Here is a 26597-nt window from a genome sequence, read left to right as displayed (position 1 = left end):
TCCTTTCACGCCTGGGCCTGGTCGAGATCGGCCAGGTGGTTGGCCGCGATGTAGCCGAACACCATGGCCGGGCCGATGGTGGCGCCGGCGCCCGCGTAGCTGTTGCCCATGACGGCGGCCGAATTGTTGCCCGCCGCATACAGTCCCGCGATCGGCGCACCGTCGGCGCGCAGCACCCGGGAGTGCTCGTCGGTGACCAGGCCGCCCTTGGTGCCGAGATCGCCCGGCACCATCTCCACGGCGTAGAAGGGCCCCTTATCGATCGGCGCCAGACACGGGTTCGGCGTGACGGTGGGGTCGCCGTAGTAGCGGTCGTAGGCGGATTCGCCGCGGTGGAAGTCCTCGTCGCGCCCGGCCGCCGCGAAGCCGTTGAACCGCTGGACGGTGGCGGTGAGGGCGTCGGCCGGAACGCCGATCTGCGCCGCGAGTTCGGCGAGGGTGTAGGCCTTCTTGATGATGCCCGCGTCGAAGTACTTCTGCGGAATGGGTTGCTTCGGGAAGGTGCCGAGGAACAGGTACCGGTCGCGGAAGCGCTGATCCATAATGAAATGCGCTGGCACGTGGCCGATTCCGGACGCATTCCGCTCGTACATGGTGTGCACCACGTCGACGTAGCTGGCCGATTCGTTGGTGAACCGCTCGCCCGCGTCGTTGACCATGATGGCGCCGGGCTGCGAGCGTTCGGCCAGGCAGAAGAACGGCGGGCCGTCGGGGTTGCGCACCGAAGGGCCCCACCACGCGTCGTCCATGAGATCGAGTGCGGCGCCGACCTCTTCGCCTGCGCGGATGCCGTCGCCGACGTTCTCGGTGGCGCCGACGGTCCAGTCCGTGCTCACCGGCTCGGCGAAGAACTGCTTGCGCATCTCCAGGTTGTGCTCGAAGCCGCCCGCGGCGAGCACCACACCGCGCCGGGCCCGCAGCACGATCGGCGCGCCGTCGCGCTCGGCGCGCACGCCGACCACCGCGCCGTCCTCGGTGAGCAACTCGGTGAGCGGCGTGTTCAGCCACACCGGCACCCCCGCGTCGCGCAGCGCCAGCCACAGCCGGGCGACGAGCGCCTTGCCGAGGCTGAGCGGCAGGCGCCCGCGCAGCTTGTTCGCGACCGCCTTGGCGCCGACCTTCATGGCCGTGCGCTTGCCCTTCCAGGTGCGCGCGATCATGTTGAGATCGTGGAAGTCGCTGACGGTGAAGGCGATTCCCTTGGGGCCGGACATCGTCGGTTGGTTGATCAGCGCCAGGTCGTCGCCGAGCAGGCGGCCGTCGACGATGGCGGGCTCGATGCTGCGCCCCTGGGCCAGGCCGCCGGGCAGTTCCGGGTGGTAGTCGGAGTAGCCGCGGTCGTAGACGAATTCCAGATGCGGGGTGCGGCCGCTCAGGTACGTCATCATCCGCGGGCCGTTGTCCAGGAAGGCGTCCTGCTTGGCCTGCGGAACCCGGTCGCCCACCACGGATTTCAGATAGACGCGGGCCAGATCGGGGCTGTCCGGCACGCCCTCGCGCACCAGCACGGGGTTGTTCGGGATCCACACCCCGCCGCCGGAGCGCGCCGTGGAACCGCCGAAGCTGCGGCTCTTCTCGATCAGCACCACCGAAAGGCCGCGGTAGGCGGCGGTGAGCGCGGCGGTCATGCCCGCCGCGCCGGAACCGACGACCACCACGTCGTAGGCGGCCTCGGTGGTCTTCTGCTGAGACATCGGTCTGCCTTTCTCGTTCAGTAGCCTGCGCCTGTGAGCATGCCGCCGTCGACGACGACCTCGGTGCCGGTGCAGTAGCCCGCGGCGTCGGAGGCCAGGAAGACCACCGCCTCGGTGACCTCCTCCGGCCTGCCCCAGCGCGGGATCGGCAGTCCGGCGAAGAACTTGTCGCCGTCCACGCCGGAGGAGGCGTTGGCGGTCATCGGCGTGGCGATGCCGCCGGGGTGCACGGAATTCACCCTGATGCCCGCCTTGCCCAGCTCGCGGGAGGCCGATTTGGTGACGCCGCGCAGCGCGAATTTGCTCGCGCTGTAGGCGGAGAGCCCCGCCGCGCCGATGAAACCCTCGACCGAGGAGATGTTGACGATGGAGCCGCCGCCCGCCGCGGTGAGCGCGGGGGCTGCGGTCTTGATGCCCAGCCAGGTGCCGGTCACGTTGACGTTCAGGATGGTGCTGAAATCGGCGAGGCTCATGTCCGCGATGCTCTGGAAGCGCAAGATGCCCGCGTTGTTCACCAGCACGTCGAGCTTGCCGAACGTCTCGGTCGCGGCGGTCACCGCCGCGGTCCAGCCGGCTTCGCTGGTCACGTCGTGGTGCACGTAGCGCGCGGCCGCGCCGAGCTCGGCCGCCAGCTGCTCGCCCTGCTCGTCGAGCACATCGCCGAACACCACCCGCGCGCCTTCGGCGACGAAGCGGCGCACGTGTTCGGCGCCCATCCCGCGCGCGCCACCGGTGATCAGCGCGACCTTGCCTTCGAGTCGACCCACTGCGGTCCTTCCTTTCTGCTGCCTCGCTTCGAAGCTAGGTCTCCGGCATCGGCGCGGGGGTGCGCAGTCTCAGCCAGCGAGACATGCACCTGACCTCCACGGCAGCATCGGAAATATTCCTACTAGGCATATTGAGAAGTGGAGGCAATGCATGAAGTTCTCGATGATCTTCGAGGCGCAGATGACCGACCCGTCGGCCGAGCACGAACGGCAGGTGCTGCGCGACTGCGTTGAGCAGGCCGTGCTCGCCGAGGAGATGGGCTTCGACACCGTCTGGGCCGTGGAGCATCACGGGTTGAAGTGGTACGCGCACATGAGCGCCCCGGAGATCTTTCTCACCTGGGTGGCCGCGCAGACCGAACGCATCAGGATCGGGCACGGCGTGGTCTGCATGCCGTTCAACTTCAACCACCCGGTGCGCGCCGCCGAACGCGCCGCCATGCTCGACGTGCTCTCCAACGGCCGGGTGAACCTGGGCGCGGGCCGCGGCGCGACCCCGCAGGAGACCTCCATGTGCGGCGTCGACCCCGACCGCACCTACCAGGAGGTCGAGGAGTCGCTGCGCATCATCGGCAAGGCCTGGCAGGACCCCGAGGGCGAATTCGAGTGGCACGGTGAGTTGCTCGACATCGACCCGCACCCGATGCTGCCGCGCCCGGTCCAGCTACCGCACCCGCCGCTGTTCATGGCGTGCACCAAGAAGGACACCCTGAAGCTGGCCGCCGACTACGGAATCGGCGCGCTGGTCCTCGGTTTCGCGGGCGTCGAGGAGATCGCCGAGCTGCGCCGCACCTACGACCAGGCCATCGCCGAACGGACCGGCGAGAAGTTCGTCTCCACCGTCGTCAACGATCACTTCGCGGCGCTGTGCCCGACGATCGTGCTGGAGGATCGCGAGAAGGCGCAGCAGATCGGCGCGCGCGGCCAGCGGTTCTTCGCGCAGTCGATCAAGCACTGGTACGGCGCGGGCCCCGTGCCGGACGAGGCCGTCGACCCCAACGCCGACGAGCTGGCCGCCATCAAGCAGGCCGCCGACGACCACGTCGCCTACCTGCACGAGGCCAAGATCCCGGTGAAGACCGGCGCGACCTCGGTGTTCAACGCCGAGCACGCCTACGGCTCGCCGGAGGACGCCATCGCCTACGTCGAACGGTTGAAGGCGGCGGGCGCCGACGAGATCCTGTGCCTGATCCAGATGGGCACCGTGCCGCAGGAAGCCTGCCTGGAGACCATCCGGCACTGGGGCGAGACGGTGATTCCGCACTTCCGAGCGAGCGCAGCGAGCCGGAACGGACACTACAGCCGGAAGAACGAGGAGTGAGATGACCTCCCTCGACGGGAAAGTCGCGATCATCACGGGCGCGGCGCGCGGGCAGGGCGAGGCCGAGGCTCGGCTGTTCGTCGAGCTCGGCGCCCGCGTGGTGATCACCGACGTGCTGGCCGACGAAGGCAAGGCCGTAGCCGAATCCCTCGGCGACGCGGCGCGTTTCGTGGCGCACGACGTGAGCAGCGAAGCCGAGTGGGCGGCGGCGGTGCAGACCGCCGAACGCGATTTCGGCCGCCTCGACGTGCTGGTGAACAACGCCGCGATCTACACCACCAAGGCGCTGACCGACACCAGCGCCGAAGAGCTGGAACGGATTCTGCGGGTCAACCTGGTCGGCTCCTTCCTCGGCATCAAGGCCGTGGCCGGTCCGCTGGCCGCCGCGGGCGGCGGGTCCATCGTGAACATCTCCTCGCAGGCCGGTTTGCAGGGCCTGATGGGGCACGCCGCGTACGGCGCCTCGAAGTGGGGTCTGCGCGGACTGACGAAGACCGCGGCGCTCGAGCTCGGCCCCGCGGGCATCCGGGTGAACTCGGTGCATCCGGGTCCGATCCACACGCCGATGATCGGTCACCTCGGATTGAACACCGGTCCGGGGAGCTTCCCGGCGCTTCCGCTCGGGCGCGTCGGCCTGCCCGGCGAGGTCGCCGATCTGGTCGCCTTCCTGGCCTCGGATGCCTCGGCCTTCGTCACCGGCGCGGAACTCGCGATCGATGGCGGCCTGTCCGCCGGACAGTTCATTCCACCCGGCGCGCAGCTGCCGGGCATGGAGTAAGGAGCGGATCGTGCCGTTGAAACCCGAAGCCCGCGCCATCGTGGAGCTGGCCTCGGCCGGCTTCCCGAAGCTCGGCACCGAGGTCTTCGATGCTGCCGAGGCCCGTCGCCTGCTGGCGGCGCGGCCCGCGGCGGCGGTCGAGCCGCTCCCGGTCGGCCGGGTCGAGGAGCGGACGGTGCCGGGGCCGGACGGGGCGCCCGAGGTGCGGGTGCGGATCTACTGGCCCGTCGACGCCGGGCCCGGCCTGCCCGTGGTGGTCTTCTGCCACGGCGGCGGATTCACGATTTGCAGCCTGGACAGCCATGACCGGTTCTGCCGGACGATGACCAACGGCGTCGGTGCGATCGTGGTGTCGGTCGACTACCGCCAGGCGCCCGAGCATCGGTTCCCCGCGGCCGCCGAGGACGCCTACGCGGTGGTGCGCTGGGTCGCCGGCCACGCGGACGAGCTCGGCGGCGATCCCGCCCGAATCTCCGTGGCGGGCGACAGTTCCGGCGGCAATCTGGCCGCTGTGGCGACGCTGATGTCCCGCGACCGCGGCGGGCCCGCGCTGGCGCATCAGCTGCTGATCTACCCGATGCTGGATCCGGCCTGCGACACCGTCTCGTACCGGGACAACGCGGACGGGTACTTCACCACGGCCGCGCACCTGCGGTGGTACTGGGAGCAGTACCTCGGCGATGGCGGCGACCGGGATCACCCCTACGCCGCGCCGCCGCGCGCCGCCGACCTGTCCGGACTACCGCCCGCCCACGTCGTCACGGCGGAGTTCGATCCGCTGCGCGACGAGGGGGAGGCCTACGCCGCCCGGTTACACGCGGCGGGTGTCCCCACCGAGACGGTTCGCTACGACGGGGAGTTTCACGGTTTCGTGAGTATGGCCGATCACCTGCCGGACGCCGAAGCGGCTGCCGCCGCGGCGTTTTCGGCCGTCCGACGAGCCTTCGGGAGCGACGAATGAGCATCGAACGGATCGGGACGATCCTGCCCACCGACGATCTGCCCGCCACCGTCGCGCTGCTCACCGCGCTGTTCGGCGTCGCGCCCACCTTCGTCGACGGCGATCGGTGGGCGCAGTTCGACGTCGGGCCGTCGCGAATCATGGTGGCCGGGTCCGACCGGGAAGGGGACGCGGCCGCGCTGTCGGTCAAGGTCGCCGACCTCGACGCCACCGTCACCGCGCTGCGCGGCGCGGGCGTCGCGCTCGCGGACCCCGTCGCCGGGCCGCACGAGCGCCGCGCCGCGCTCGAAGCGACGCCGGGCACGCCGTGGTCGGTCGTGCTGTACGAACCTTATGATTCTGCAAAGATTTCGGGGTGAGCGCGCCGCGAGCGAATCTCCGTCGTGAAATCGGGCGAATCGGACGGGACGCGTTGATATCGTCGCACGATGTCCGACACGCGGGACCCGCAGCTCGACGAGGAGCTGCCTGATGATCGGCAGCGGCCGTCACTCGACACGCTCGAGGTGGACGACGCCGAGCGTCCCGCCCGCGAACTGAGCGGGTGGCCCGAGCGGGTGGTCGCGGTCGCGGCCTTCGCGATCGCGATCCTCGCGGTGTGGCAGGTGTTTCGGCCGCTGCCCCAGGGGAGCCAGTACTACCTGGTGGTGTTCCTCGCGGGCACGCTGCCGCTGGTGTTCCTGGCCTATCGCTCGGGCCTGCGGCTGCTCGACCGGTCCTCCGGGCCGGGCGCGCTGGACTGGGCGCTGGCGGCGCTGGCGCTGGCGGTCTGCCTGTATCCGGTGCTGCCGTTCGACATCGGTTCCGGCGGTGGCGGATACGACGCGTTCCTGGATCGGCAGGGCTTGCTCGATCCCGTGGACGTCGCCATGGGCGCGGTGCTGCTGGTGCTGGTGCTCGAGGCCTGTCGCCGGACCACCGGGTGGGTGCTACCCGTGGTCTGCCTGACGTTCCTCGCCTACGGCTACTACGGCGGACTGCTGCCGCAGCAGTGGACCATCGCGCACGCGGGGCTGGACTTCGCGCAGATCGTCGACGCGCTGTACAACTCGGGCAGCGGCTTCTATGGCACCCCGCTCGACGTCGCGGCCACCTACATCGTGCTCTTCACCCTGTACGGCGCAGTGCTCGAATTCTCCGGCGCCGCGCAGTTCTTCGTCGATCTGTCGGTCGCGGCGTTCCGCCGCTCGCGCGGCGCGGCCGGGCGCACGGCGGTGGCCTCCGGCTTCCTGCTCGGCACGGTGTCCGGCTCCGGCACCGCCACGGCGGTGAGCGTGGGCGCGGTGACCTGGCCGATTCTGCGGCGCGCGGGGTATCCGCCGGAGCAGGCGGGCGGCATGCTGGCCGCCGCGGGCGTCGGCGCGATCCTGTCGCCGCCCACCCTCGGCGCGGCGGCCTTCATCGTCGCCGAGTATCTCGAGGTCTCCTATGTGACCGTGCTCGGGTGGGCGCTGATCCCGACCGTGCTCTACTACCTGGGCATCCTGCTCGCGGTGGAGATCGACGCCAGGCGGCTCGGCACGCGTCCGGTCGAGATCGGCGGCGCGTCGGCCTGGAAGTTGCTGGCCCGCTTCGGCTATCACTTCCTGTCGCTGATCGTGATCGTGGTGCTGCTGCTCCTCGACGTCAGCGCGACGCGGGCCGTCGTCTACGCCACCGCGCTGGCCTTCTCCCTGTCGTTCCTCGACGCGCGCACCCGCCGCCTGGCCCGTTCGCCGCGAGCGGTCTTCCACGCGCTCGGCAACGGCGTCCGCTCCGCGCTTCCGGTGGTCGCGGTGTGCACCGCCGCGGGCGTGATCACCGCGATGACCACCAAGACCGGGCTCGGCGCCCAATTGGCCGCGCTGCTGGTGCGATTCGCCTCGGCGCTGTCGGACAACCAGACCGTCGTGCTCGCGTGCACCGTGGCCTTCGCCGCGATCGCCCTCGCGCTGCTCGGTCTGGCGGTGCCGGTCACCGCCTCGTTCATCATCGGCTGGGCGATCATCGGGCCCGCGCTGCTCGCGCTGGAGGTGCCCGCGCCCGCGGCGGCCATGTTCGTCTTCTACTACTCGGTGCTCTCCGAGGTCACCCCGCCGACCGCACTGGCCGCGGTCGGCGCGTCGGCCGTCACCGGCGGCCGCACGGTGCCGACCATGTGGCAGGCGCTGAAGTACGCGCTGCCCGCGTTCTTGGTGCCGATCGTGTTCGTGCTCACCGAATCCGGTGAACACCTGCTCGGCACCGGCCCCGCGCTGGACGTGCTGTGGACGAGCGTCGTGGCCTGTGCAGGCGTCGCCGCCCTGGCCGCCGCGAGCGGCGGCTGGCTGCTGGGGATCGGCCCGGCCCCGGCGCCCGCGCGCGTGCTCGCCGGGGCGGGCGGACTGGCGCTGCTGTACCTGGAACCCGCCGCGCTGATCGCCGGGCTCGCCGCGCTCGCGGCCGCCGCCGGGTACACCATGCTCTCCCGAAGGAGGACGAAGTGAGAAGAGTCGCAACGATTGTCGCCGTCGCCACCGTGACGGCCGGACTGCTGGCGGGCTGCGGTGGCCGCCAGGACGCGCCGCGCACCGACGCGGGCGGCACGGTGACCTGCGAGGTGACGCGGGATTCGCGCGTCGGCATCGCGACCGGAAACGCCACCGGCGTCTACTTCGCGCTCGGCAACGCCTACGCCGAGCAGGTCGCGCAGGCCACCGGCGGCACGGTGAAGGCCACCGCGGCGGAGACCGGCGCGTCGGTGCAGAACATCCAGCAGCTGGTGGCGGGCACCTACCAGGTGGCCTTCTCGCTCGCCGACACCGCCGCCGACGCCGTGCTCGGCACGGGCAGCTTCGACGGCAAAAAGCAACCGGTGCAGGCGCTTTCGCGGCTCTACCCGAACTACACGCAGGTGATCGTGCGTACCGGGGCCGGCATCGATTCGGTCGCGGACCTGCGCGGCAAACGCGTCTCCACCGGATCGCCGAAGTCCGGCACCGAGGTCATCGCGCAGCGGGTGCTGACCGCCGCGGGCATCGACCCCGACCGCGACATCTCCGCGCAGCGGCTCGATCTCACCAAGACCGTCGACGGCATGAAAGACGGCTCGATCGACGCCATGTTCTTCTCCGGCGGCCTGCCCACCCCCGGCATCACCGACCTGTTCACCTCGGCGCGCGACAAGGTCCGCTTCCTCGACATCGCCGACCTCGCCCCACGCCTGCGCACCGTGAACCCGGTGTACGAACCGGGCACCATTCCCGCCGCCACCTACGGCTTGCCCGCCGACGCGGCGACCATCGTCGTCCCGAACGTCCTGTTGGTCCGCGACGACCTCGACGCCGACCTGGCGTGCGTGCTCACCAAGACCCTCTTCGATCGCAAACCGCAACTGGAACAGGCGAACTCGGCCGCCAAAGGCATCAGCAGGGACACCGCGCGCGAGACCACGCCGGTGCCGCTGCACCGCGGCGCCGAGCACGCGCTGACCAACTGAGCGCTCGCCGCGTCTGATCGTTCACTGTCGCTGATCCTCGCTCCGCTGATCGGTTACTGCCGCTGAGCGCTCACAGCGCCTGTCGGTCACCGCTGCTGAGTCCTCGCCGCGCCTGATCGTTCACCGCGCGTGATCGTTCACCGCGCCGCGATGGCCGCCGTCAGCGCTCGTGCGGCGGCCAGTGTCGCGGCGATGTAGTCGTCGCGCTGTGGTTTGGTCGTGCCGGTCCGCAGCGGACCGAGCTGCACTTCGAACGCCGCCGATCCGTTCGCGTCGAACACCGGCGCGGCGAGATAGCTCAGCGGTAGGTCGGCGTCGGAGTCCAGCTCGCTCCTGGTGAACGGGCGCGCGGTGAGCGCGGCCAGCTGGCGCAGCGCCCGCGCGCGCAGATTCGGTTGCAGCAGTTCGCTTCCCACGGCCGTGAGCAGATCGGCGAGCAGGTCGACCAGGCCCGCGTCGTCGGCGCGCGGCCGGAACAGCGCGACGCCGCGCTCGCGCACCAGCGTGAGCAAGGCGCTCGCGGTGCGCCGGTCCGGTTCGGCCGTGGTGGCCAGCCAGGTGTTCTGCTCGGCCGCCGAACGCCACGGCATGACCGCCGCGCCCGCCGGGAACTGGAGCGGAATCCGGTGGCCGACAGGGATTCCCGGCACCGTGCGGTCCAGTCCGTGCCGGACGTCGAGCACGGTGAGGTGATCGGGTTCGATGCGGCTCAGCGTCGCACCACAGCCCGTCTTCGCGGTCAGCTCGGTGAGAACCTCGCCGATCCCGCGCGGCAGGCGGGCCGTGGTCAGCGCGACGAGCGCGGGCCCGATGCGATAGCCGCGGTCGGGCACGCGCACCGCCCAGTCCGCGGCGTCGAGTTCGGCGAGCACCGCGGTCGCCGTGGCCCTGGCGATGCCGAGGCGTTCGGCGATGGCGGCGACGGGCAGCGGCTCCGTCGCGCTCGCCAGCAGCGACACGATCTCGACCACGCGACGGGTCGGTGGCGAGGGCGATCGGGGCGCGACTTCGTCGGGCTCGGTGTGCTGCATCGGTCTTCCCCTTGTGCCGGTCCGGTCGTCGAACTTACGATGACGAATATAGGACAATCAGTGTCGAATATTCGACACTGGATCGGAGCGCGCATGATTCTCGATCGGTTTCGCATCGACGGGCAGGTCGCCGTCGTCACCGGCGCCGGACGCGGGCTGGGCAGGGCCATCGCCCTCGCGTTCGCCGAGGCCGGTGCGGACGTGCTCGTCGCGGCCAGGACCAAGAGCCAGCTCGACGAGGTCGCCGAACAGATCGCGGCCGTGGGCAGGCGAGCCCACGTGGTGCCCGCCGACCTGAGCGACGCCGACGCGGCCGCGGGCCTGGCCGCCACGGCGGTGGACCGGTTCGGCAGGCTCGACATCGTGGTCAACAATGTCGGCGGCGCGCTGCCGTGCCCGCTGCTGGACACCACGCCCGAGGCGATGGCCGAGGCGTTCGCGTTCAACGTCGGCAACGCGCACGCCCTGGTGCGCGCCGCGGTGCCACATATCCTGGAAACCGCGGGCGGCGGTTCGATTCTCAACATCACCTCGACCATGGGCCGGTTGCCCGGCCGTGCCTTCGCCGCCTACGGCACCGCGAAAGCCGCTCTCGCGCACTACACCCGGCTTGCCGCGCTGGACCTGAACCCGCGCATCCGCGTCAACGCCATCGCACCGGGCTCGATCCGCACCTCGGCGCTCGAAGTGGTCGCGGCGAACGACGCCATGCGCACCCAGCTGGAGACCAAGACGCCGCTGCACCGCATCGGCGAACCGGAGGACATCGCCGCCGCCGCGCTCTACCTGGTGTCCCCGGCGGGCAAGTACCTCACCGGCAAGGTGCTCGAGCCCGACGGCGGCCTGATCACCCCCAACCTCGACCTCCCGATCCCGGATCTGTGACATGACCTATCGCGTAGTGCAATGGGGCACAGGCAATGTCGGCCGCCACGCGTTGGCGGGCATCATCGCCAACCCCGACCTGGAACTGACCGGTGTGTGGGTATCCGGCGCGAAGGCCGGGACGGACGCGGGAATCCTCGCCGGTCTGGACCGTGCCGTCGGCGTCGCCGCCACCAACGACGTCGACGCCGTCCTGGCCGACCGGCCCGATTGCGTCGTCTACTGCTCGATGACCGACAACCGGCTGCCCGAGGCGATCGAGGACCTGCGGATGCTGCTCGCGGCGGGCGTCAACGTGGTCGCGTGCGCGCCGGTGTTCTTCCAGTACCCGTTCGGTGTGCTGCCGGACGAGTTGCTGAAGCCGGTGCAAGAAGCTGCGGCGCAAGGTAATTCGTCGCTCTGGGTGAACGGCATCGATCCCGGTTTCGCCAACGATCTACTGCCGCTCGCGCTCGCAGGCACCTGCCTGCGCATCGATCAGCTGCGGTGCATGGAGATCGTCGACTACGCCAGCTACGACAACCGCGCGGTCATGGTCGACATCATGGGCTTCGGCAAACCGCTGGACGAGACGCCGATGCTGTTGCAGCCCGGCGTGCTCTCGCTGGCGTGGGGGAGCGTGGTGCGCCAGCTCGCCGCGGGCATCGGCGTGACGCTGGACGCGGTCACCGAGACCTACGAGCGCGTCCCCGCACCCGAATCGTTCGACATCGCCACCGGCCACATCGCCGAAGGCACCGCCGCCGCACTACGTTTCGAGGTCCGCGGCATGGTCGGCGAGCGCATCGTCACGGTGCTGGAACACGTCACCCGGCTGCGCCCCGACCTGTGCCCGGACTGGCCCCAGCCCGCCCACCCCGAAGGCTCCTACCGGGTGGAAATCACCGGCGATCCTTGTTACGCCATGGATCTGGTGACCTCGAGCCCGCGCGGCGACCACAACTACGCGACGCTGCTGGCGACGGCCATGCGGATCGTGAACGCGGTGCCCGCGGTGGTTTCGGCCCCGCCGGGGATATTGACCGCACTGAACCTACCGTTGATCACGGCGCCCGCGACGAGGTCTTGATCGGCAGCGTTCCAGGGCGACCGCGCAAAGTGCTCGCGAATCAGCCGCGAGGACCTGGTGGCGTTGGGCAATGAAGTGGAAGGCTCTGAGGCTCAATCCCATAGAGCGGCACACGGTAACGGAGGTAGATCGGCACGCACGTCGTCATCGATGGTGACCATCAGCTCCGGAAAGCCCTGTGCTAGTTGATCTGCCACGTTCTGCGCCTGTTCGGCGCCAGCCTGGTAGTCCAACGTCAGGGTGCCGAATTCGATGTGGATGTGCCGAATACGCCGGGATGGGCGAGGAATCTCAATGCTGATCACCGTGGCCTACTGGCGGAAGGCACAACTCGGCCATCTGCGATCAGAGTACGGAGTGCAGCGGCTTTGCGCTGGCATTTCTTGGCTCGACAAGCAACGTGGAATTGCATCACCGCATGGGCCTGGTCGATCGTAAAGGGCTGCCTGGGCGCCTGGTGGGTTTCAGGCGGGGTCATGGTGGCGAGTTGATGGATAGCGGGCGTCGCGTCGGGCATTGGGGAGTACCTTCCCTGCGGACAAATGGATCGGTCAAGGCGCCCGGTACCAAGGGCTTTCGCCACCTGCTCCGGCTCACCGGGGCGGGTGCGCCGACCGACGGGGTGCGGCGTCGGCTTGGTACCGGGCACCGTTCAAAAGTGCCCGTTGGTGGTTGGTACGCGGAACCGCGTGATGGTCGGGTACTGTTGGCCTAACGTACGCATTTCTCCAGGTCAGGACGCAAATCGTAAGGTAAGGCAATGGTCAGAGGGCGGGCATGGACTGGCTTCGAAGCCGTAGCTCTGCAAGAAGCTATGAGGCGATCGGTTCGGGATTTCGCTGCTTCGCTAGGACTGGAGACGACAACCGTAAACAACTGGCGGACTGGCCTCAGCTCTGTAAAACCGCGTTCGAACACGCAGGCCATCCTGGACACCACGCTCGACTTCAAAGCGACACCCGAAGACCGGATACGGTTCGAACAGATCGTCGCTGAAGGGGAGGCTGCCTGGCGTATCCGGCACCAGCGTCCAGCCCGTCGGCCAACGGATGGAAGCGCGACGCCTGCAGATGACGACATGATCAGCATGCCGCGCACCAGGGACAAGGAAGCGAGTGAGTCGTCGCCCTCATATCAGGGAATCAGTGAAGAGTTGATCACCATACTCGCTCGTGTCCACAAGCTGAGCCGGTCGATCAATCCCGAGATCATTCGGCAGTTGCAAAGCATCACGTGCGAGAGCATCGCCCAGTACGAAACGGTTGATCCCTCCGAGCTTGTTCCGGCACTCGAGAAGCAGCGGGTCTGGCTCGATCAACTCATCGACGAGTGCGGTCATCCGGGACAGCGGGGTCGACTGTTCGAGATCGCATGCGAAACCTCAGGGCTGCTCGGCTATGTCGCTGTGGGGTGCGGGAATTTCTCGCTCGCCCGCGCCTATTGCCTGGAGTCCTTCCAGCTCGGCGAGCATGCGCAGGACAACACTCTCTTAGCATGGGCACGCGGCCTGCAAAGTTTCTGCGAGTACTACGCGGGACAGTACGATAGGGCGCTGCACTACGCGCAAGACGGCCTGACTCATGCTGGATCCGGGCCACAGCGTGCCCGCCTCGCGATCAATGGCGTCGCGCGGGCAATGGGAAAGCTCGGCGATATAGAGGGTGTGCATCGCGCGGTCGATCAGGCCTACGAACACTTGACGAACAGCGGTGCGCCGGAGGGGGTTCCCTCCAGCATCTCGCTCGAGAGTTACAGCTCGGCACAAGTGGCCGGCAACGCAGCCACCTCGTATCTCTCTTTGGCGATGCCGGACAAGGTCGAACAGTATGTGGAGCTTGCTTTGCCCGAGATGAATGACACGAACTCGCCGTGGGGTCGTTCGCTCGTCATGATCGACTTGGCTCGGTCGCAAGTTCTAGCGAAAGACGCTGACTTGGATTCTGCGGCGGGGATCATGCTCGACGCCCTCCACGTGTCGCCGGGTAAGCCGATGCTGCAAGTCCGCCGCCGAGGCTCCGAGTTCGTGAAAGATGCCGCGGCCAGGTGGGGAGAATCGGCACAATTGCGTGCTGTACGCGAGGCGTTGGCGAGTATGAATAGCCTTGGTGGACCCAATGAATAGTGCGGACGATGAACGGCGCGATCGTCGCGCAGGAACCCTGGGCTACTACTGGTTCATCACTTTCGAGCATGCCTCGGACCTCCACTCGCTGACCGAAGAGTGCCAACAAGCGATAGGAACTACGTACTTCTATCCCGTCTCCAGGGAGGGTCTGCATCTAACGCTGGACCGAATCTCATACAGCGGAGTGCATGCACCGAAGCAGCTTGATTCGATAGTCACCGCTGCTCGCCGCGTCGGCCAGGATCAATCACCCTTTATGATGACGATTGAGCAGCTCAGTAACCTACGTGGTGCAATCGGATTCAAGGTGTCGCCAGCCGAGCGGGTGCGAGGCCTTCGCGACGCGCTACGTTCGGCAACCTTATCTGTCTTCCCCGAGGCGCCAATAAAAGACTCGGCATCTGATCCACATGTAACGGTGGCTTACCCAGCCAGCGAAGATCTTTCGGCAATGGCTGCTGCGACGTCTGAAAGAGCAAGCACCATGATCCGCAGGGTTGACGTAAAGGTAGCGGAGGTTGTCATGGTCCTGCTCGAACGCCGCCAACACGGGTACTGGTGGAAAGCGATAGCCCGAATTCCGTTGGCGGGTTGACGAGGTGATGGAAGTCCTCGACGCCGCATGACGGCATGGGCGTGCGCCCTACTGATCGCGGTGTGGCTGCTCCGGACAGCGCAGTAGCCGGCTAGGGGTGCCCGCGATCCATTCACGGGCTAGTGCCGCGTCCAGGAAAGTTGATGCTGTAACCAGCCACACGTGGTGGCGGGTTGATCGCGAAGCTGATGTGCGTGTCGGAATCGCTTGTGCGGCAAGTGATCCACGACCCCTGCCGCTGGTCGAATGCGGATATTGCGCAATGGATCGATTCCAGCGATGCTTGCGCCCGTACGTCACACGCCTATGGGGGTCGAATGAGTTGGGGTAAGCCGCTGGTGATCGAGGCCGCCATCAATGGGTCGACGTCGAAGGAGGTCAATCCCAACGTGCCGCGTACGGTCGAGGAGATCGTCGCGACGACTCTCGCCTGTGTCGACGCGGGCGCAACCATCGTGCACAACCACAACGACGAACCGAACTTCGGTGAGCCGAGCGTGCATTCGGCCGATCCCTACGAAGCGGCGTGGAACCAAATCTGGGAGACCCGACCCGGTTTGCTGATGCACCCCACAACATCGGGTGAGCGCTCGTCCGTGGTCGCCGATCGCTTCTCGCACATCGAAGAGCTCCATCGGCGCGGCTCCCTGACCATGACCACCGCAGATGCGGGTTGCCTGTCGCTTGCTTTCGGCGGTCCCGAAGGACCGATGGCCTTACCCGTCTTCGGCAACTCCGCTGCCGACGTCGACCAGGTGTTCGGGTGGTGCCGTGAGGCCGACCTGCCGCAGCATTATCGACTTGCATTGGATGATGGACCGATTCGCGCCGCGCCCGGTGGGCCCGTGTTCGATGTGCGGCGGATCCGCAGGACCGTCCGCTCATCCGCATAGCAGAATGTCCTGAGCAACAGCAGATCTCGGCCTCGGACTACTACGGTGCAGCACAGTGGGCCCGCGCGCCCAGCGGCATGATCGTCGGTGTAGGCGTCGACATCGTCGGCACGGACGGGCCTGCGTGAGCGATGGCGGTGTCCTCACCTTTCCGTAGCCTGGACGGGTGGGAACTGTGGATTCCGGCCGCGAGCCTGATGTGGGGTGGGATTTCGCAGGTCCGGCCGATGCCGTGCCGCTGGGTGCCGCGATCATCGGTTATCGCGACGCGGGTGGCGCGGGGTTGGATCTTCGGGTTGCCGGGACAGCGGCGATCACCGTGGTGATCGAATTCGGGGATCGCGGGCTGATCGTCGACGATGCTGTCGGGCGGCGGACCCTCGGTGGCTTCGTTGTCGGGCTTCCCGTGGAGGCCATGCGTGTTCGTGGCGAGCGGGCAGAGTGCATCGAGGTTCGCTTGTCGCCGATACAGGCGTATTCGCTGTTGGGTGTTTCCCCAACTGATTTGGGCCGGGGCGTGGTCGCTCTGGAAGACCTGTGGGGATCGCGGGCTCGGCGACTGCGTGAGCAACTCGCGTCCACCCGGACCTGGGACGAACGTTTCGCCGTGACGAAATCGTTTCTGGCGCAATGTGAAAGGCCGATGCGGACGCCTGACCCGGAGGTGCTCGCCAGCTGGAATCGCATACTCACCTCCTGTGGCCAGGTGAAGATCGGTGAGCTCGCCGAATCCCTCGGATGGAGCCCCAAGCGGCTGTGGGCGCGGTTCGAGTCCCAGATCGGCCTGACACCCAAGCGGGCGGCGATGCTGGTCCGGTTCCGGTACGCGGTCGACGGTCTGCTGGCGGGGCGGCCCGCCGCCGACGTCGCGGTGGACTGCGGATACACCGATCAGGCTCATCTGTGCCGAGACGTGTCGATATTCGCCAACCGCACGCCGGGGGCACTGAGGGCGCACTATCTGCCCACCATCGCCCAGCAGAGGCACCGGGCATGGGGAAGTTTTTTCCAATACCGGGCGGGAGCGGTCGGTCGATAGTGGTGCCGTGACCAGCACATTCGATCCCGAGAAGCTACAGACAGCACTGGAGACCGTTCATCGCGCCGGCATGCCCGGAGTTTTCGCCGAGGTGCGCGACGACGACCAAGTCTGGCGTGGCGCCGCCGGAGTCGCCGATGTCGCCACCGGCCGCCCCGTCACGGCCGATATGGGACACCGTGTCGGCAGCATCACCAAGACGTTCACCGCCGCCGCTGTGTTGCAGCTGGTCGACGATGGTGAAATCGAGCTCGACACGCCCATCGGCCACTACCTGCCGCGGCTGGTTCCCGGCGAACGAGGCGCGGCGATCACGGTCCGGATGTTGATCGACCACACCAGCGGCCTCGCCGAATACCTCCCGCATGCCTACCCTTCCCTCGCAGCCTTCCCCGCCCTGGCGAAAACGACACCGACCAGCCTGGATGACAGCCGGTTCACCAGGTTTCACGCGATCGAGCTGATCGAGATGGGGGTCTCTGTGCCCGCTACCGGGACCCCGGGTGGCACACCCGGGGTGTACTCGAACACCAATTATCTGCTCCTGTGCCAACTCCTGGAGTCGATTGCCGGTACCTCGGCGGAGAAATACATCACCCGCAACATCATCGAGCGCGCCGGGCTGCGGGACACCGAGCTCCCGGCCGGACCGCATATCAACGGACCGCACTCACTGCACTACGAGGCGTGGTTCGGCATGATCGACCCGCCGCGCGACTACAGCGTCTACGACATGTCGTGGGTGGGGCCGGCGGCTTCGCTGATATCGACCGTCGCGGACCTGAACCGCTTCTTCGGGCTGCTGCTGGCCGGCGAAATCATCAGTCGAGCGTCGCTGGCGCAGATGCAACGTACCGTTCCGGTCATCTCCTTCGAGGGAAAGACACTCGACTACGGTCTGGGCCTGCAGAAGATGACGGTGCCCGGTCACGGCATCTACTGGGGCCATGAGGGTTCGGTCTGGGGCGGCGGCGCGATGTCCATGACCAGCGCTGACGGCAGACGGCAAATGTCCATCGCGGTCAACCTGCAGCGATGGAACCAACTCGACCCCTCGGGGAAACCGCAGCCCCATCCCATCGACGACGCACTTCGGGCTCTCACCCGACTGGCGCTGTGTGGTTGATGCACCAGAGTTCGCCCAGGGACGGGATCTCTGCGGGCTGGAACAGTCGCCGTTGCCGCCGGATCAGCGGTGAAGCTGAGATCTTCTGAGCTGTAACGGCTTTCGGACCTGGCCGATGAGATCATCAACAGCATCGTTTCCAGATGTTACAGTGATTTCACTAACGCAACTACTGTGGTAACAACGGCTGTTGGTGACCCGACAAACCGGGCGTGACTCTCAATCGCAAACAGCTACAACAGTTTTCGGTCCGTGTCGGTGTCATCGCAGCGGTGGCCGCTGCCGGAGTGGTCGGGCTCGCAGCGCCATCTACCGCCATTCCGCACGACCCAGGCTTTCCGTTCTCGCCGACCCTGACGCGCCTGGTTCCGACCAGCTGCTCGGCGATCATCGACGCGGTCACCGTGCAGCAGGAGAAGCCTGGCACGTTCGGCGTGCGGGTGAAGGTCACCCAGACCGGGGACAGCTGCTCGGACTGGAAGGTCGCCGTGCGCTTCAAGAACCTGGATACCGGGTACGCGGACGGGCAGCAGCACCGCGTCGTGAACGGTGTCGTCCAGAACACGGTGGACGGCGTGATCGTCGGTTTCGGCACGGCGCCGGGCGTCGGCCGGGTGGAGGCTCGGATCGTCGCGCTGGACTCGAACGACAGGGAGATGGAGCAGATCTCGGGTACGGCGACGTTCACACTGAGCTGAGCGCGGGTGCCGTGTCCAGCGATCGGACGGTCGCGGTCGGCGCCTTCGACCGCACGGCACGCACGACGTCGGCGATCGACCGCCGTACCCGGTCCAAGTCCGCCCCGTTCTGCTCAGGAACCCAGTGCGTTGAGCGCGCGGTCCACGTCTGTCTCGTCGTTGTAGAGGTGGAACGCGAAACGCAGTGAGCCCGCCCGGGCCGAGGCGATCACGCCCGCCTCCTCCAGCTGCGGTGCGAGTTCGCCCGCGCCAGGAACCACGACGATCGCCGAACGCCCTGGCACCGGCTCTCGGCCGAGTTCGGCGAGACCGGCGCGGAAGCGGTCGGCCAGATCGAGATTGTGCGCGTTGATCTTCTCGACAGTCAGCTCCTCGATCAGGCCGAGACCGGCCGACGCGGCGACGACGCCCAGCCAGTCCGGGGTCGCGTCGAAGCGGCGGGTGGTGACCGGCAGGGCGCGCGGATCGTAGAGCTCGGTCCAGCGGTCCTCGGCGGCGTACCAGCTCGGTCCGATCGGGCGCAGCGCGGCGGTGGACTCGGACGCTGCGGCGAAGAACGCAACGCTGCGCGCGCCGATCAGCCATTTGAAGGTCGCGCAGACCCAGTAGTCGGCGTCGGCGAAGCGCAGCGGCAGCCAGCCCGCCGCCTGGGTGGCGTCGACCAGCAGCCGGGCGCCGTTGGCCGCGGTGGCGGCGCGCAGCTCGGCCAAATCGGTGATACGCCCGTCGGCGGACTGCACGACGCTCACGGCCACCAACGCGGTCTCCGGCCGCACCTGCGCGGCCAGCTCCGCCAGCGGAACCACCCGCACCGCCAGATCGCCGCGATGCACGAAAGGCATAGACACCGAGGCGAATTCGCCCGCCGCGAGCAGCACCTCCGCGCCGGGCGGCAGCGCGGCCGCCACCGGACCCACCAGACCGGCGACGCCGCTGCCGAGCGCAATGTGATCGGGGTGCGCGCCGGTCAGCAGCCTCGCGAACGCAGCACGCAGCTCCGGCACCATCGAATCGTGAGTCATCGGGCCGCCCCTTCCCGCCGCCCAGCGGGCGTTGACCTCGGCCGTCGCGGTCAGCGCCCGTTTCGAGGGCAGTCCGTAGGAGGCGGTGTTGAGATAGGCGGTCTCGGAACGGAATTCATCGGGCGCTAGCGAGGACATGCCTTGCAGCATGCGACCTCGGTGACCATTCGTACAGCGCCAGCGGCCCGAAAGTGGACCGATCTCGGCCGGACTCGGGACTCAGTTCGTGAATGCTCCCGCGCCGGGCGCCGCGCCGATGCCGATCGGCGATCCGCTCGGTCGCAGTGTCGCCGCGTCGAGGGAGATCACCGAACTCGGCCTGCTGCTCGCCCGCACCAGGGGCTGGAGCAGCGAGGTCGCGTCGAAGCCCGCGATCGGCGCGATGACCGGACCGGCCTGGGGGCCGAGACTGCCCACGTAAAGCTTGGCGCCGTCGGCGGTGAAGCCGACCGAGACCGGCGCGTCCACCGGAACCGAGCTCGTCACGCGGTCGGCCGCCACGTCGACCACCTGGACGGCGTTCGCGCCCGGGGTGGCCACCACGAGCCGATCCCCGTCGGGGCTGAACGCGCCCGACACCGGTGCGCTGCCGGGCGGCAGCGGGATGGCGCCGAGCCGCCGCCAGGACACCGTGTCGATCACCGAGACGTTGTCGCCCAGCGCGTTCATCGCGTAGAGCTTGTGACCGTCGGGGGAGACCGCGGCGAACGCGGGCACCGAGCCGTCGATCTGAATGCGTTCGCCGAGTTGGAATCCCGACTCGGGGTCGAACACGGCGGCGGTCGAGTCGGCGAACACGGCGTAGAGGCGTTCACCGTCGGGAGAGATGGCGGCGGCGAGCGCCAGCGACGGCAGCGGCATCGAGCGGACCAGCGTGTTGGACGTCGTACTGAGCACGTCGATGGACGGGCGGGCGGTGACCACGTAGACCAGGTCCCGGACCGGATCGGTGATCGGTCGCGTCATGCCGTCCGTCCCGCTGATCGGAATGCGGGTGGTAACGCTGTCGGTGGCGCGGTCGATGACAACAATGTCGTCGGCGCCGACGAACGGTGGATTGAACGCCTGGACATAGAGATGGCGTCCGTCCCGGGAGGCCGTCACCGCGGATGCCTGCGGTCCGACTCCCTCGACCCGGCTGACGATCTGGTCGGTCGCGGTGTCGACCACGACCACCGCGCCCTCGCCCGCCACCGGGATGTAGGCCAGCGGCCCGGTATCGGCGGCCCCGGCGGTCGGCGCGAGCAGCGACAGGGCGACCGCGGCGAGCGCCAACGCGCGCGACGATCGCCGCCGGAACCGGTTTGCCATCGTAGGACCTTTCTGGTGGGTATCCGAACGGACTATTCCGCGTAATCGCCGTCGCCGCAAGCGGTTGCCCCGCTACCGGGACGTATTGCGGTGGCGGGGGCTCGTTTTCCGTGCCGATTCTTCGCGCGGCCGAACCGTTCAGACCTTGTCGGCCCACATGTTGCTGAGCAGCCGGTGGCTCGGCGTATCGGCGAGCGATCGGCTGGATTCGTAGATCCGCCGATAGCTGGTCTCGGTGATGCGCCACCGCCCGTCGGCGTCGCGCCGGTACCGGTCGTCGTAGTACCCGGCGCCGCGGATCAGCACGCCGTACTCGGTGGCGATGACGGTGTCCTCGAAGGCCCACGACCCGGTCGCGGTGTCGCCGTCGACGGTGATCTCCGGATGGTTGGCGATGTGCACCGTGAGAATGCCGGGGCCGAGATTCTGGCGCATGAAATCGGTGATGGCGGCGCGGCCGTCGAGCGCGAGCGGTTCGCCCAGCGCGTGCGTGCCGTAGCGTCCGACCGCGTCGACGGCGAGCGTGTCGGCGAACTCCGCCCAGAGCTTGAGATCGAGGGTTCGGAAGTAGCGGTACTTCAGCTGGCGCACGGCTTCGATGGCGGCGAGATCCATGCGCTCAGCCTGGCACGAGGCGGCGCGCTCGACAAGAACGTGTTCTCATTTTATGTCGTCCGGGTGCAGCGGCGCGGGCGAATGGGTACTCGACGAGCGGGTGTGGAGCGCCCCTCCGCGCCGCCGTGCACATACCCGTCACGAGGAGGAACCGTGACCGAGACGCCCGTGCCCGCCGACCGCCCCGCCGAGCCGTCCGTCGACCAGCGGCATGCCTTGCAGACCGCCGCCGCCCGGCTGGCGAACGAGTTCGAGGGCGTCGCCCCCGAGACCGCCATCGAACAGTTCCTGCAAGCCGCCTACGACCACATGGCCGACCACGCCACCTTCGACCACTTCCTTCCCCTCCTCGCCGAGCGCTACACGCGTGAGTGGCTGCACGCCTTGGCCGAAGCCGAAACCTCGGCGTAGGTCCGTCGATGCCGCGGCTGTCGACGAAATCGACATACCCGTCGTGCCCGGCGACGCGGGCGGCCGAACCGATCAGGAATCGAGAAGCGCTGGTCACCGCGCCGCAATTAGCGTTGTCGCCATGAACATCACCACTGATCAGACCGCCATCGACTACGTCATCCTCGAGGTGTCCGACCCCACGGCTGCCGCGGCCTTCTACGACGCCGCGTTCGGTCTCGGCGACAAGGTGCGCGTCCGCGCCTCGGAGGCGCCGACGACCGGCTTTCGAGGCTTCATCCTGTCGCTCGTGGTGTCGCAGCCGAGCACCGTCGACAGCTTCATCGGCACCGCCATCGAGGCGGGCGCGACGACGCTGAAGCCGGCCAAGAAGAGCTTCTGGGGATACGGCGGCGTCATTCAGGCCCCGGACGGGGCGATCTGGAAGATCGCGACGTCGGCGAAGAAGGACACCGGGCCTGCCATCCGGGAGATCGACGATCTCGTGGTGCTCCTCGGGGTCGACAACGTCAAGGCGACCAAGCAGTTCTACGTCGACCGCGGCCTGGCCGTGGGAAAGAGCTTCGGCAGCAAGTACGTCGAGTTCGACACCCCGCCGTCTTCGGTCAAGCTGGCGCTCTACGGACGCCGTGCCGCGGCCAAGGACGCCGGCGTCAAGCCGGAGGGCGCCGGGTCGCACCGGGTCGTCATCGGCGGCGGTTTCGGGGCCTTCGCCGACCCGGACGGGTTCGAGTGGGAGGCCACCCCGGCTTGAGCCGGCGAGTCCGGCGCCTCGACCCGGGCGTATCCCGGCGCAGCTCAGCGCTCGTCGAGTCGACTTCGGCTGGGGCGTGCGCAGAGCCGCGGTCCTATCGGTAGCCCCGTTTGAGCAGGTACTTGGCTCCTGCCTCGAAGCCCGCGGGGCTCAGCACTTCGAAACCGAAGGCATCGGCGAGGCGGTCGGTCGTATCGAACGCGGCGCAGACCGCCAGCGCGTCCGCGACTTGCCGGCGTGTGACACCGGCGGACAGCACATCTCGCATGTCCTCGACGTTCACCGTTCCTTCCCGGGTCAGCTTGCCGAGCATGCGCAGCGTGGCCCGCAGTCCGTCCTCGATGGGGGCCGATTCCACGTCGGCCAGCACCGCTCGAACCTTCGCGCCGTCCTGGTACGCCTGCCCCGCGGTCGCGGTGTGCGCGCCGATGCAGAACGCGCTGTCGTTGACCTTCGACACGAAGGCCGCCATCAGCTCTCGGTCGGCTACCGACCAGGCGGAGGGCCCCCGCATCGCTTCGTGGGTGAACGCCTTCGCCAGGGCGCCGTAGAAGTCGGGCCGGTAGAAGACCAGCTTGGCGGCGTCCGGCACCGGCTGCCCGGAGAACGCCCGGATCAGCGTGAACAACAACTTGATCCCGGGACGGTAACCGCGGTTGAGGATGTCGAGTCGCATCACCCGGCCTCCCCGCTGCCGGTTGCTTCGGCCAAGGCTGCGAGTCCGGCGGCGTACCGCCGGGCGGACTGGCCGACCGCGGCGGAGACGACCAACTCGAAGAGCTGATCCTCACTGAAGCCGGCTGCCTTGGCCGCGGCGAAGTCGGCATCGGTGACCTGCGCAGGCTTCGTAGCGACCTTGCCGATCAGCGCCTGCAAAGGCGGTGGAACATCGGCATTGCGGAAGGCGCGGGAGCGTTGGTCCCGAGATGCCCTGCCCTCCCCGTTCAGGACGCGGTCCACCAGAGCGCGGTGCGCTGCTTGCTTCTTGTCCTCGTATGACACAGCGGCTTCCACCTCTCCACGAGTTCAGCTACTGCCTCCACGCGCACCACGATAGGCCCACCGGGCAGCGGTCAGAACTCACACCTTCTCCGGGCTGATGTGAATCGGCAGAGCCCCTGTGCGCCAGACGATCCGCAGGGCCAATTCCGAGAATCGCCATCCCACGTTCGTCCGCACTGTCGATCATGCTCCCCACCTGACCCATACTCGCTCGGCAGTTGGCAGATTCGCGATGACGGCGACGAGGACGACTATGACAACACCGGCCACCACGATGTCGCCGGCGATTGTTCGTGCTGGCAAATGGTTCGGCTTCCCCACCAGTGGGCGCCGAAGCGCGGCGAGGGTGACGATGGGGACGCAGGCCAAACATCCGTAGAGCATGACCGTGTGGAGGTCGGCGGCCAGCCGAGGCATGGATAGGGGTGGCACACAGCTTGCGGGGTTCGTTCCCCACAGGTCGATGCAGCGGGCCGTTGCCCACGTCGCTAGTTGACCGACCGTCCCGATGATCGCGGCGATCGACGCGGCGAGAACGGCGCCGCGCATCCGGAAAGCACGCGATCGGACGAGTACGGCGAGGGCTGCGACGACCTGAAGTGCGACTGCCGCAGTGAGATAGGCGTGCCAGAACGTGTCGAGGAAAGCGTCTCCGGCGGGCGTGCCGATGCGGCGATCGGATGCGGGGACCGCGTCCTGAGCCCAGAAGGCAAGGCAGATTCCGAACCCCACCACCGAAAGTCCCGCGATGGTTCCAGCCGCAACATGCCCCCGTTGTGATGCTCGTGGACCAAGGGGAACCAGAAACACCAGCACGATACCGAGAAGCGTCAACGGATTGATCTCGACCAGATTCAAGACCGGAAACGCAGGTGGGCAACGTAACGCCTGCCCGAATTGAGCAGTCGAGATCCCATCCCACCAGCACCCGAGTCCAGCGGTCTGTTCCTCGCGCCGCCAATCAGCTGAGACATACCATGCCGCGAACCACGGGCTCGCGATGACCGCACCGGCGACGAGCAGGCCCAGTGTTCGTCGTCGAGACGACGAAGCGGGCTCGATCGCCGAGCGGAACCACAGCGCGAGCAGTATCAATCCGATGGTGAGGGGGATAGCAGAAAGGATCAGCGGAGTGAAATCACCGTTCCACCATCGAGAAGACGCCCATACGTGCGGGGTGCTGCGCAGGTGGTAAGTCAGCAGCGGCACGGCAAGACCTGCGACTAGACCTGTCACCAGGACGATTGGCTGCAGCGCGCACGCCCGCGGTGACACTCGACAGTCGACCGTCGGACCCCGGCTTTGCCAGAGCGAGATCAACAGCACCGTCGTCGACAACGCACCGATGCCCGTGCCGGTGAGGGCCACGCCTTGGAAGGTGTTGATTCGTCCGAGAACATCGAGGAACAGCTGCTGGACCAGCTGGTCGAGATTTGCCGCCAAAAGCCCGAGGGCCAGTCCGGCCGCCCACAGTTGTACCAACGATGGACGCCACACCAGGTGGGGATGCTTGCGCGCGGCGATCCTGGCAGCGGGCATCGGATGTGTCCCCAGCAGCTGCACGAAACCTGTCCAGCGACCGAGTCGACCACGGGAACGTTTCGGGTAGAGGCGACGCAGGACCACTTCATCTGCACCGTCGTGCTGAGCAGCGGTCGCGTCGGCGTGCAGCTCACGGGCGCGCAACACCGAGTTGCGGGTCAGAAAGACCAGAGCGGTCAGCACCAGCGTTTCGGTGACCAGCAACGGCCGATCCACGAGGTGGGCAGTGAGCTCCGATGCGGCGGCCGACCGGTCGAAACTGTCGGTGGCGGAGAATGCGGCGAGCACGAACAATGGCATCGCGACAACCGCGACGAATGCCCACCACAGAGCAATGGTTACTTGGGTGAGATCGACATCGCGGTTGCGCAGGTGGGCGAGCTCGTGCAGGACCGTCGCATCGAATGTGTCGGGGTTGTCGTGCAAGTCGCGGACGAGCGCCGCGTCCAGACGGATTCGCCGCCGCCGCGGAAGTCCGAAGACGCTGCCTCCGGCCGAGGCGCTGCCCCGTCCGGCGACGTACCACTGGGGCGCGCGCCTCAACCCCATCTGGTCGACCAGTTCCTGCAGGTGCGTCAGCACGTGAGCGTTGTAGGCACTCGGTTCGTATCGCACCCACCCGTTCCACAATGTGGTCCGCACCGGATGTAGTAGATAGAGCACCGCCGTGCTCGAGATCAGTACTAAGAATCCTGATCCGATCCACTTCAGTTTCGCGTAAAAGGCGGGAGCCTGACATTCGATCAGCAACGACCGCCCGGTCTCGTAGGTGTCGGGCAGGGCGATTCTCGGATCCGCGAAGCAGCGACCGAAGACCGAGAAGAAATAGTTGTGACTGACTGGTGCAAGGAAGAAGAGTTGATAGAAGATGAACAGGCCACTTGCGCCGACCAGCAGGATCAGGAGCGCGAATCGCAGCGAGGTGCCCGCCGGCGGCCGGAGGACGTTCATCACTGCTCATGCCGGTTCTCATCCGCGCCGACGCCGCGCAGATTGGCGATCAGCAAGTCGGCGATCCGTTCCGACATCTCCGGGTCGGCATGTGCTTCCTGTGCGGAGGTCACCGCGAGTTGACGAAGCGTGGACTCCTGGGCGGGTGTCAACGCGCGAAATGCTCGGCTGATCTCTTCGCGCGAATGCACGCGGCGGCGTTGGAAAACTCCAAAAACCTTGCGCACCAGCACATTACTGGTCCGTTGGGCGAGTGGGTCGATAAACGCGTTCAGCAGGGTAGTGGCTGCGAACAACACCGCGGGTGTCAGCATTGTCGCGGTTTCAGCCAGCCCGAACCCGAGGGGGCCGGCTTTGCTCCTGCCATGCAGGGTAGCCTTCGGAGATTTGAAGTACGCTCGGCTCACAGCATCGAACACCGGTAGCTCGGCCGGAACCACTTCACCGACTACGTCACGGGCGAGATCGGAAACAACCGGATCGAACACGAGCCAACCTCCGAATCGAGTGAGCCGGGATGTCAATGCTCCGAAATCGCCTGTCGCGCAGG

General features: G+C 67.6%; 27 protein-coding genes. 16 read left to right on the top strand and 11 right to left on the bottom strand.

All coding sequences use genetic code 11. From position 1 onward, the window contains the following. Positions 1–5: 5 nt before the first annotated feature. Together kstD and AC3EO7_RS06015 are read right to left on the bottom strand one after the other, a co-directional pair. Positions 6–1694: a 3-oxosteroid 1-dehydrogenase gene (kstD, locus tag AC3EO7_RS06020; RefSeq protein ID WP_435590644.1), complete on the bottom strand. Its 1689-nt coding sequence runs from the start codon at positions 1692–1694 to the stop codon at positions 6–8. Positions 1695–1711: 17 nt separating this feature from the next. Next, positions 1712–2461 carry a glucose 1-dehydrogenase gene (locus AC3EO7_RS06015; protein WP_435590643.1) on the bottom strand — a complete coding sequence of 250 codons (750 nt, stop codon included), beginning with the start codon at positions 2459–2461 and terminating at the stop codon, positions 1712–1714. Between the two features lie 151 nt (positions 2462–2612). On the opposite strand from AC3EO7_RS06015, the gene AC3EO7_RS06010 reads away from it, so the two are divergent. The 6 genes from AC3EO7_RS06010 (at position 2613) to AC3EO7_RS05985 (ending at position 8978) form a co-directional block, all read left to right on the top strand. Beyond that, on the top strand, positions 2613–3782 hold the full coding sequence (locus AC3EO7_RS06010) for an LLM class flavin-dependent oxidoreductase (RefSeq protein WP_435590642.1): 1170 nt from the start codon (positions 2613–2615) through the stop codon (positions 3780–3782). A 1-nt stretch (position 3783) separates the two neighbouring features. After that, complete coding sequence (locus AC3EO7_RS06005) at positions 3784–4560, top strand: glucose 1-dehydrogenase (protein WP_435590641.1); 777 nt, start codon at positions 3784–3786, stop codon at positions 4558–4560. 10 nt (positions 4561–4570) lie between these two features. After that, entirely contained in the window at positions 4571–5521 is a 951-nt protein-coding gene (locus AC3EO7_RS06000; protein WP_435590640.1) for an alpha/beta hydrolase, read from the top strand. Beyond that, entirely contained in the window at positions 5518–5880 is a 363-nt protein-coding gene (locus AC3EO7_RS05995) for a VOC family protein (protein ID WP_435590639.1), read from the top strand. Before AC3EO7_RS06000 ends, AC3EO7_RS05995 begins: the two co-directional genes overlap by 4 nt. Before the next feature lie 69 nt (positions 5881–5949). Beyond that, positions 5950–7986, top strand: a complete 2037-nt coding sequence (locus tag AC3EO7_RS05990) for a TRAP transporter permease (protein ID WP_435590638.1) — start codon at positions 5950–5952, stop codon at positions 7984–7986. After that, positions 7983–8978, top strand: a complete 996-nt coding sequence (locus AC3EO7_RS05985; protein ID WP_431972305.1) for a TAXI family TRAP transporter solute-binding subunit — start codon at positions 7983–7985, stop codon at positions 8976–8978. The genes AC3EO7_RS05990 and AC3EO7_RS05985 overlap by 4 nt, the downstream gene beginning before the upstream one ends. Before the next feature lie 137 nt (positions 8979–9115). Here AC3EO7_RS05985 and AC3EO7_RS05980 read toward each other — a convergent pair whose 3' ends face one another. Then, on the bottom strand, positions 9116–10009 hold the full coding sequence (locus tag AC3EO7_RS05980) for a helix-turn-helix domain-containing protein (protein ID WP_431972304.1): 894 nt from the start codon (positions 10007–10009) through the stop codon (positions 9116–9118). Between the two features lie 93 nt (positions 10010–10102). Here AC3EO7_RS05980 and AC3EO7_RS05975 point away from each other — a divergent pair, with 93 nt between their 5' ends. Further along, positions 10103–10894 carry an SDR family oxidoreductase gene (locus tag AC3EO7_RS05975; RefSeq protein ID WP_431972303.1) on the top strand — a complete coding sequence of 264 codons (792 nt, stop codon included), beginning with the start codon at positions 10103–10105 and terminating at the stop codon, positions 10892–10894. Between the two features lies 1 nt (position 10895). After that, positions 10896–11963 carry an NAD(P)H-dependent amine dehydrogenase family protein gene (locus tag AC3EO7_RS05970; protein ID WP_435590637.1) on the top strand — a complete coding sequence of 356 codons (1068 nt, stop codon included), beginning with the start codon at positions 10896–10898 and terminating at the stop codon, positions 11961–11963. 92 nt (positions 11964–12055) lie between these two features. On the opposite strand, the gene AC3EO7_RS05965 is transcribed toward AC3EO7_RS05970, so the two are convergent. Continuing rightward, on the bottom strand, positions 12056–12268 hold the full coding sequence (locus AC3EO7_RS05965; protein ID WP_435590636.1) for a hypothetical protein: 213 nt from the start codon (positions 12266–12268) through the stop codon (positions 12056–12058). A gap of 455 nt (positions 12269–12723) precedes the next feature. Here AC3EO7_RS05965 and AC3EO7_RS05960 point away from each other — a divergent pair, with 455 nt between their 5' ends. The 6 genes from AC3EO7_RS05960 to AC3EO7_RS05935 all read left to right on the top strand — a co-directional run bounded on the left by AC3EO7_RS05960 (position 12724) and on the right by AC3EO7_RS05935 (position 18439). Further along, entirely contained in the window at positions 12724–14085 is a 1362-nt protein-coding gene (locus tag AC3EO7_RS05960) for an NsdA family TPR-like regulatory protein (RefSeq protein WP_488186256.1), read from the top strand. Then, on the top strand, positions 14078–14683 hold the full coding sequence (locus tag AC3EO7_RS05955; protein ID WP_435590635.1) for a 2'-5' RNA ligase family protein: 606 nt from the start codon (positions 14078–14080) through the stop codon (positions 14681–14683). Before AC3EO7_RS05960 ends, AC3EO7_RS05955 begins: the two co-directional genes overlap by 8 nt. Positions 14684–14856: 173 nt before the next feature. Beyond that, positions 14857–15576 carry a 3-keto-5-aminohexanoate cleavage protein gene (locus AC3EO7_RS05950; RefSeq protein ID WP_435590634.1) on the top strand — a complete coding sequence of 240 codons (720 nt, stop codon included), beginning with the start codon at positions 14857–14859 and terminating at the stop codon, positions 15574–15576. 166 nt (positions 15577–15742) lie between these two features. Then, positions 15743–16615: a helix-turn-helix domain-containing protein gene (locus AC3EO7_RS05945; protein ID WP_435590633.1), complete on the top strand. Its 873-nt coding sequence runs from the start codon at positions 15743–15745 to the stop codon at positions 16613–16615. A 7-nt stretch (positions 16616–16622) separates the two neighbouring features. Beyond that, complete coding sequence (locus AC3EO7_RS05940) at positions 16623–17741, top strand: serine hydrolase domain-containing protein (protein WP_435590632.1); 1119 nt, start codon at positions 16623–16625, stop codon at positions 17739–17741. Positions 17742–18013: 272 nt separating this feature from the next. Further along, positions 18014–18439, top strand: coding sequence for a hypothetical protein (locus AC3EO7_RS05935; RefSeq protein WP_435590631.1), 426 nt, complete (start codon positions 18014–18016; stop codon positions 18437–18439). A gap of 113 nt (positions 18440–18552) precedes the next feature. Here the strand turns inward: AC3EO7_RS05935 and AC3EO7_RS05930 are convergent, their stop codons facing one another. The 3 genes from AC3EO7_RS05930 to AC3EO7_RS05920 all read right to left on the bottom strand — a co-directional run bounded on the left by AC3EO7_RS05930 (position 18553) and on the right by AC3EO7_RS05920 (position 21387). Continuing rightward, complete coding sequence (locus tag AC3EO7_RS05930) at positions 18553–19599, bottom strand: aminotransferase class V-fold PLP-dependent enzyme (protein WP_435590630.1); 1047 nt, start codon at positions 19597–19599, stop codon at positions 18553–18555. 81 nt (positions 19600–19680) lie between these two features. Next, positions 19681–20772 (bottom strand): YncE family protein, encoded by a 1092-nt coding sequence (locus AC3EO7_RS05925; RefSeq protein WP_431972586.1) that lies wholly within the window; start codon positions 20770–20772, stop codon positions 19681–19683. Positions 20773–20910: 138 nt separating this feature from the next. Beyond that, positions 20911–21387 (bottom strand): nuclear transport factor 2 family protein, encoded by a 477-nt coding sequence (locus tag AC3EO7_RS05920; protein ID WP_431972585.1) that lies wholly within the window; start codon positions 21385–21387, stop codon positions 20911–20913. A gap of 153 nt (positions 21388–21540) precedes the next feature. Between AC3EO7_RS05920 and AC3EO7_RS05915 the strand changes: the two genes are divergently transcribed. Further along, positions 21541–21798 carry a three-helix bundle dimerization domain-containing protein gene (locus AC3EO7_RS05915; protein WP_431972584.1) on the top strand — a complete coding sequence of 86 codons (258 nt, stop codon included), beginning with the start codon at positions 21541–21543 and terminating at the stop codon, positions 21796–21798. Positions 21799–21919: 121 nt separating this feature from the next. Beyond that, positions 21920–22552, top strand: coding sequence for a VOC family protein (locus tag AC3EO7_RS05910; RefSeq protein WP_431972583.1), 633 nt, complete (start codon positions 21920–21922; stop codon positions 22550–22552). A 94-nt stretch (positions 22553–22646) separates the two neighbouring features. On the opposite strand, the gene AC3EO7_RS05905 is transcribed toward AC3EO7_RS05910, so the two are convergent. The 4 genes from AC3EO7_RS05905 to AC3EO7_RS05890 all read right to left on the bottom strand — a co-directional run bounded on the left by AC3EO7_RS05905 (position 22647) and on the right by AC3EO7_RS05890 (position 26535). Then, complete coding sequence (locus AC3EO7_RS05905; protein WP_431972582.1) at positions 22647–23228, bottom strand: carboxymuconolactone decarboxylase family protein; 582 nt, start codon at positions 23226–23228, stop codon at positions 22647–22649. Continuing rightward, positions 23228–23554 carry a hypothetical protein gene (locus AC3EO7_RS05900; protein ID WP_431972581.1) on the bottom strand — a complete coding sequence of 109 codons (327 nt, stop codon included), beginning with the start codon at positions 23552–23554 and terminating at the stop codon, positions 23228–23230. Before AC3EO7_RS05900 ends, AC3EO7_RS05905 begins: the two co-directional genes overlap by 1 nt. A 183-nt stretch (positions 23555–23737) precedes the next feature. Beyond that, positions 23738–26047: a M48 family metalloprotease gene (locus AC3EO7_RS05895; protein ID WP_435590629.1), complete on the bottom strand. Its 2310-nt coding sequence runs from the start codon at positions 26045–26047 to the stop codon at positions 23738–23740. Beyond that, the gene (locus tag AC3EO7_RS05890) at positions 26047–26535 is read right to left on the bottom strand and encodes a hypothetical protein (RefSeq protein ID WP_435590628.1); all 489 of its coding nucleotides are present in this window, start codon (positions 26533–26535) and stop codon (positions 26047–26049) included. The genes AC3EO7_RS05895 and AC3EO7_RS05890 overlap by 1 nt, the downstream gene beginning before the upstream one ends. Positions 26536–26597 lie beyond the last annotated feature (62 nt).

The sequence above is a fragment of the Nocardia sp. bgisy118 genome (assembly GCF_057708605.1).
The sequence above is the reverse complement of the archived record's forward strand: the minus strand, read 5'-3'. Positions and strand labels throughout refer to the sequence as shown.

Coding starts and splice junctions, on each gene's coding strand:
- AC3EO7_RS05960 (WP_488186256.1), top strand. CDS start 12,724: ATGGTCAGAGGGCGGGCATGGACTGGCTTCGAAGCCGTAGCTCTGCAA.
- kstD (WP_435590644.1), bottom strand. CDS start 1,694: ATGTCTCAGCAGAAGACCACCGAGGCCGCCTACGACGTGGTGGTCGTC.
- AC3EO7_RS05970 (WP_435590637.1), top strand. CDS start 10,896: ATGACCTATCGCGTAGTGCAATGGGGCACAGGCAATGTCGGCCGCCAC.
- AC3EO7_RS05995 (WP_435590639.1), top strand. CDS start 5,518: ATGAGCATCGAACGGATCGGGACGATCCTGCCCACCGACGATCTGCCC.
- AC3EO7_RS05895 (WP_435590629.1), bottom strand. CDS start 26,047: ATGAACGTCCTCCGGCCGCCGGCGGGCACCTCGCTGCGATTCGCGCTC.
- AC3EO7_RS05975 (WP_431972303.1), top strand. CDS start 10,103: ATGATTCTCGATCGGTTTCGCATCGACGGGCAGGTCGCCGTCGTCACC.
- AC3EO7_RS05990 (WP_435590638.1), top strand. CDS start 5,950: ATGTCCGACACGCGGGACCCGCAGCTCGACGAGGAGCTGCCTGATGAT.
- AC3EO7_RS05910 (WP_431972583.1), top strand. CDS start 21,920: ATGAACATCACCACTGATCAGACCGCCATCGACTACGTCATCCTCGAG.
- AC3EO7_RS05925 (WP_431972586.1), bottom strand. CDS start 20,772: ATGGCAAACCGGTTCCGGCGGCGATCGTCGCGCGCGTTGGCGCTCGCC.
- AC3EO7_RS05905 (WP_431972582.1), bottom strand. CDS start 23,228: ATGCGACTCGACATCCTCAACCGCGGTTACCGTCCCGGGATCAAGTTG.
- AC3EO7_RS06005 (WP_435590641.1), top strand. CDS start 3,784: ATGACCTCCCTCGACGGGAAAGTCGCGATCATCACGGGCGCGGCGCGC.
- AC3EO7_RS05920 (WP_431972585.1), bottom strand. CDS start 21,387: ATGGATCTCGCCGCCATCGAAGCCGTGCGCCAGCTGAAGTACCGCTAC.
- AC3EO7_RS05930 (WP_435590630.1), bottom strand. CDS start 19,599: ATGTCCTCGCTAGCGCCCGATGAATTCCGTTCCGAGACCGCCTATCTC.
- AC3EO7_RS05980 (WP_431972304.1), bottom strand. CDS start 10,009: ATGCAGCACACCGAGCCCGACGAAGTCGCGCCCCGATCGCCCTCGCCA.
- AC3EO7_RS06010 (WP_435590642.1), top strand. CDS start 2,613: ATGAAGTTCTCGATGATCTTCGAGGCGCAGATGACCGACCCGTCGGCC.
- AC3EO7_RS05955 (WP_435590635.1), top strand. CDS start 14,078: ATGAATAGTGCGGACGATGAACGGCGCGATCGTCGCGCAGGAACCCTG.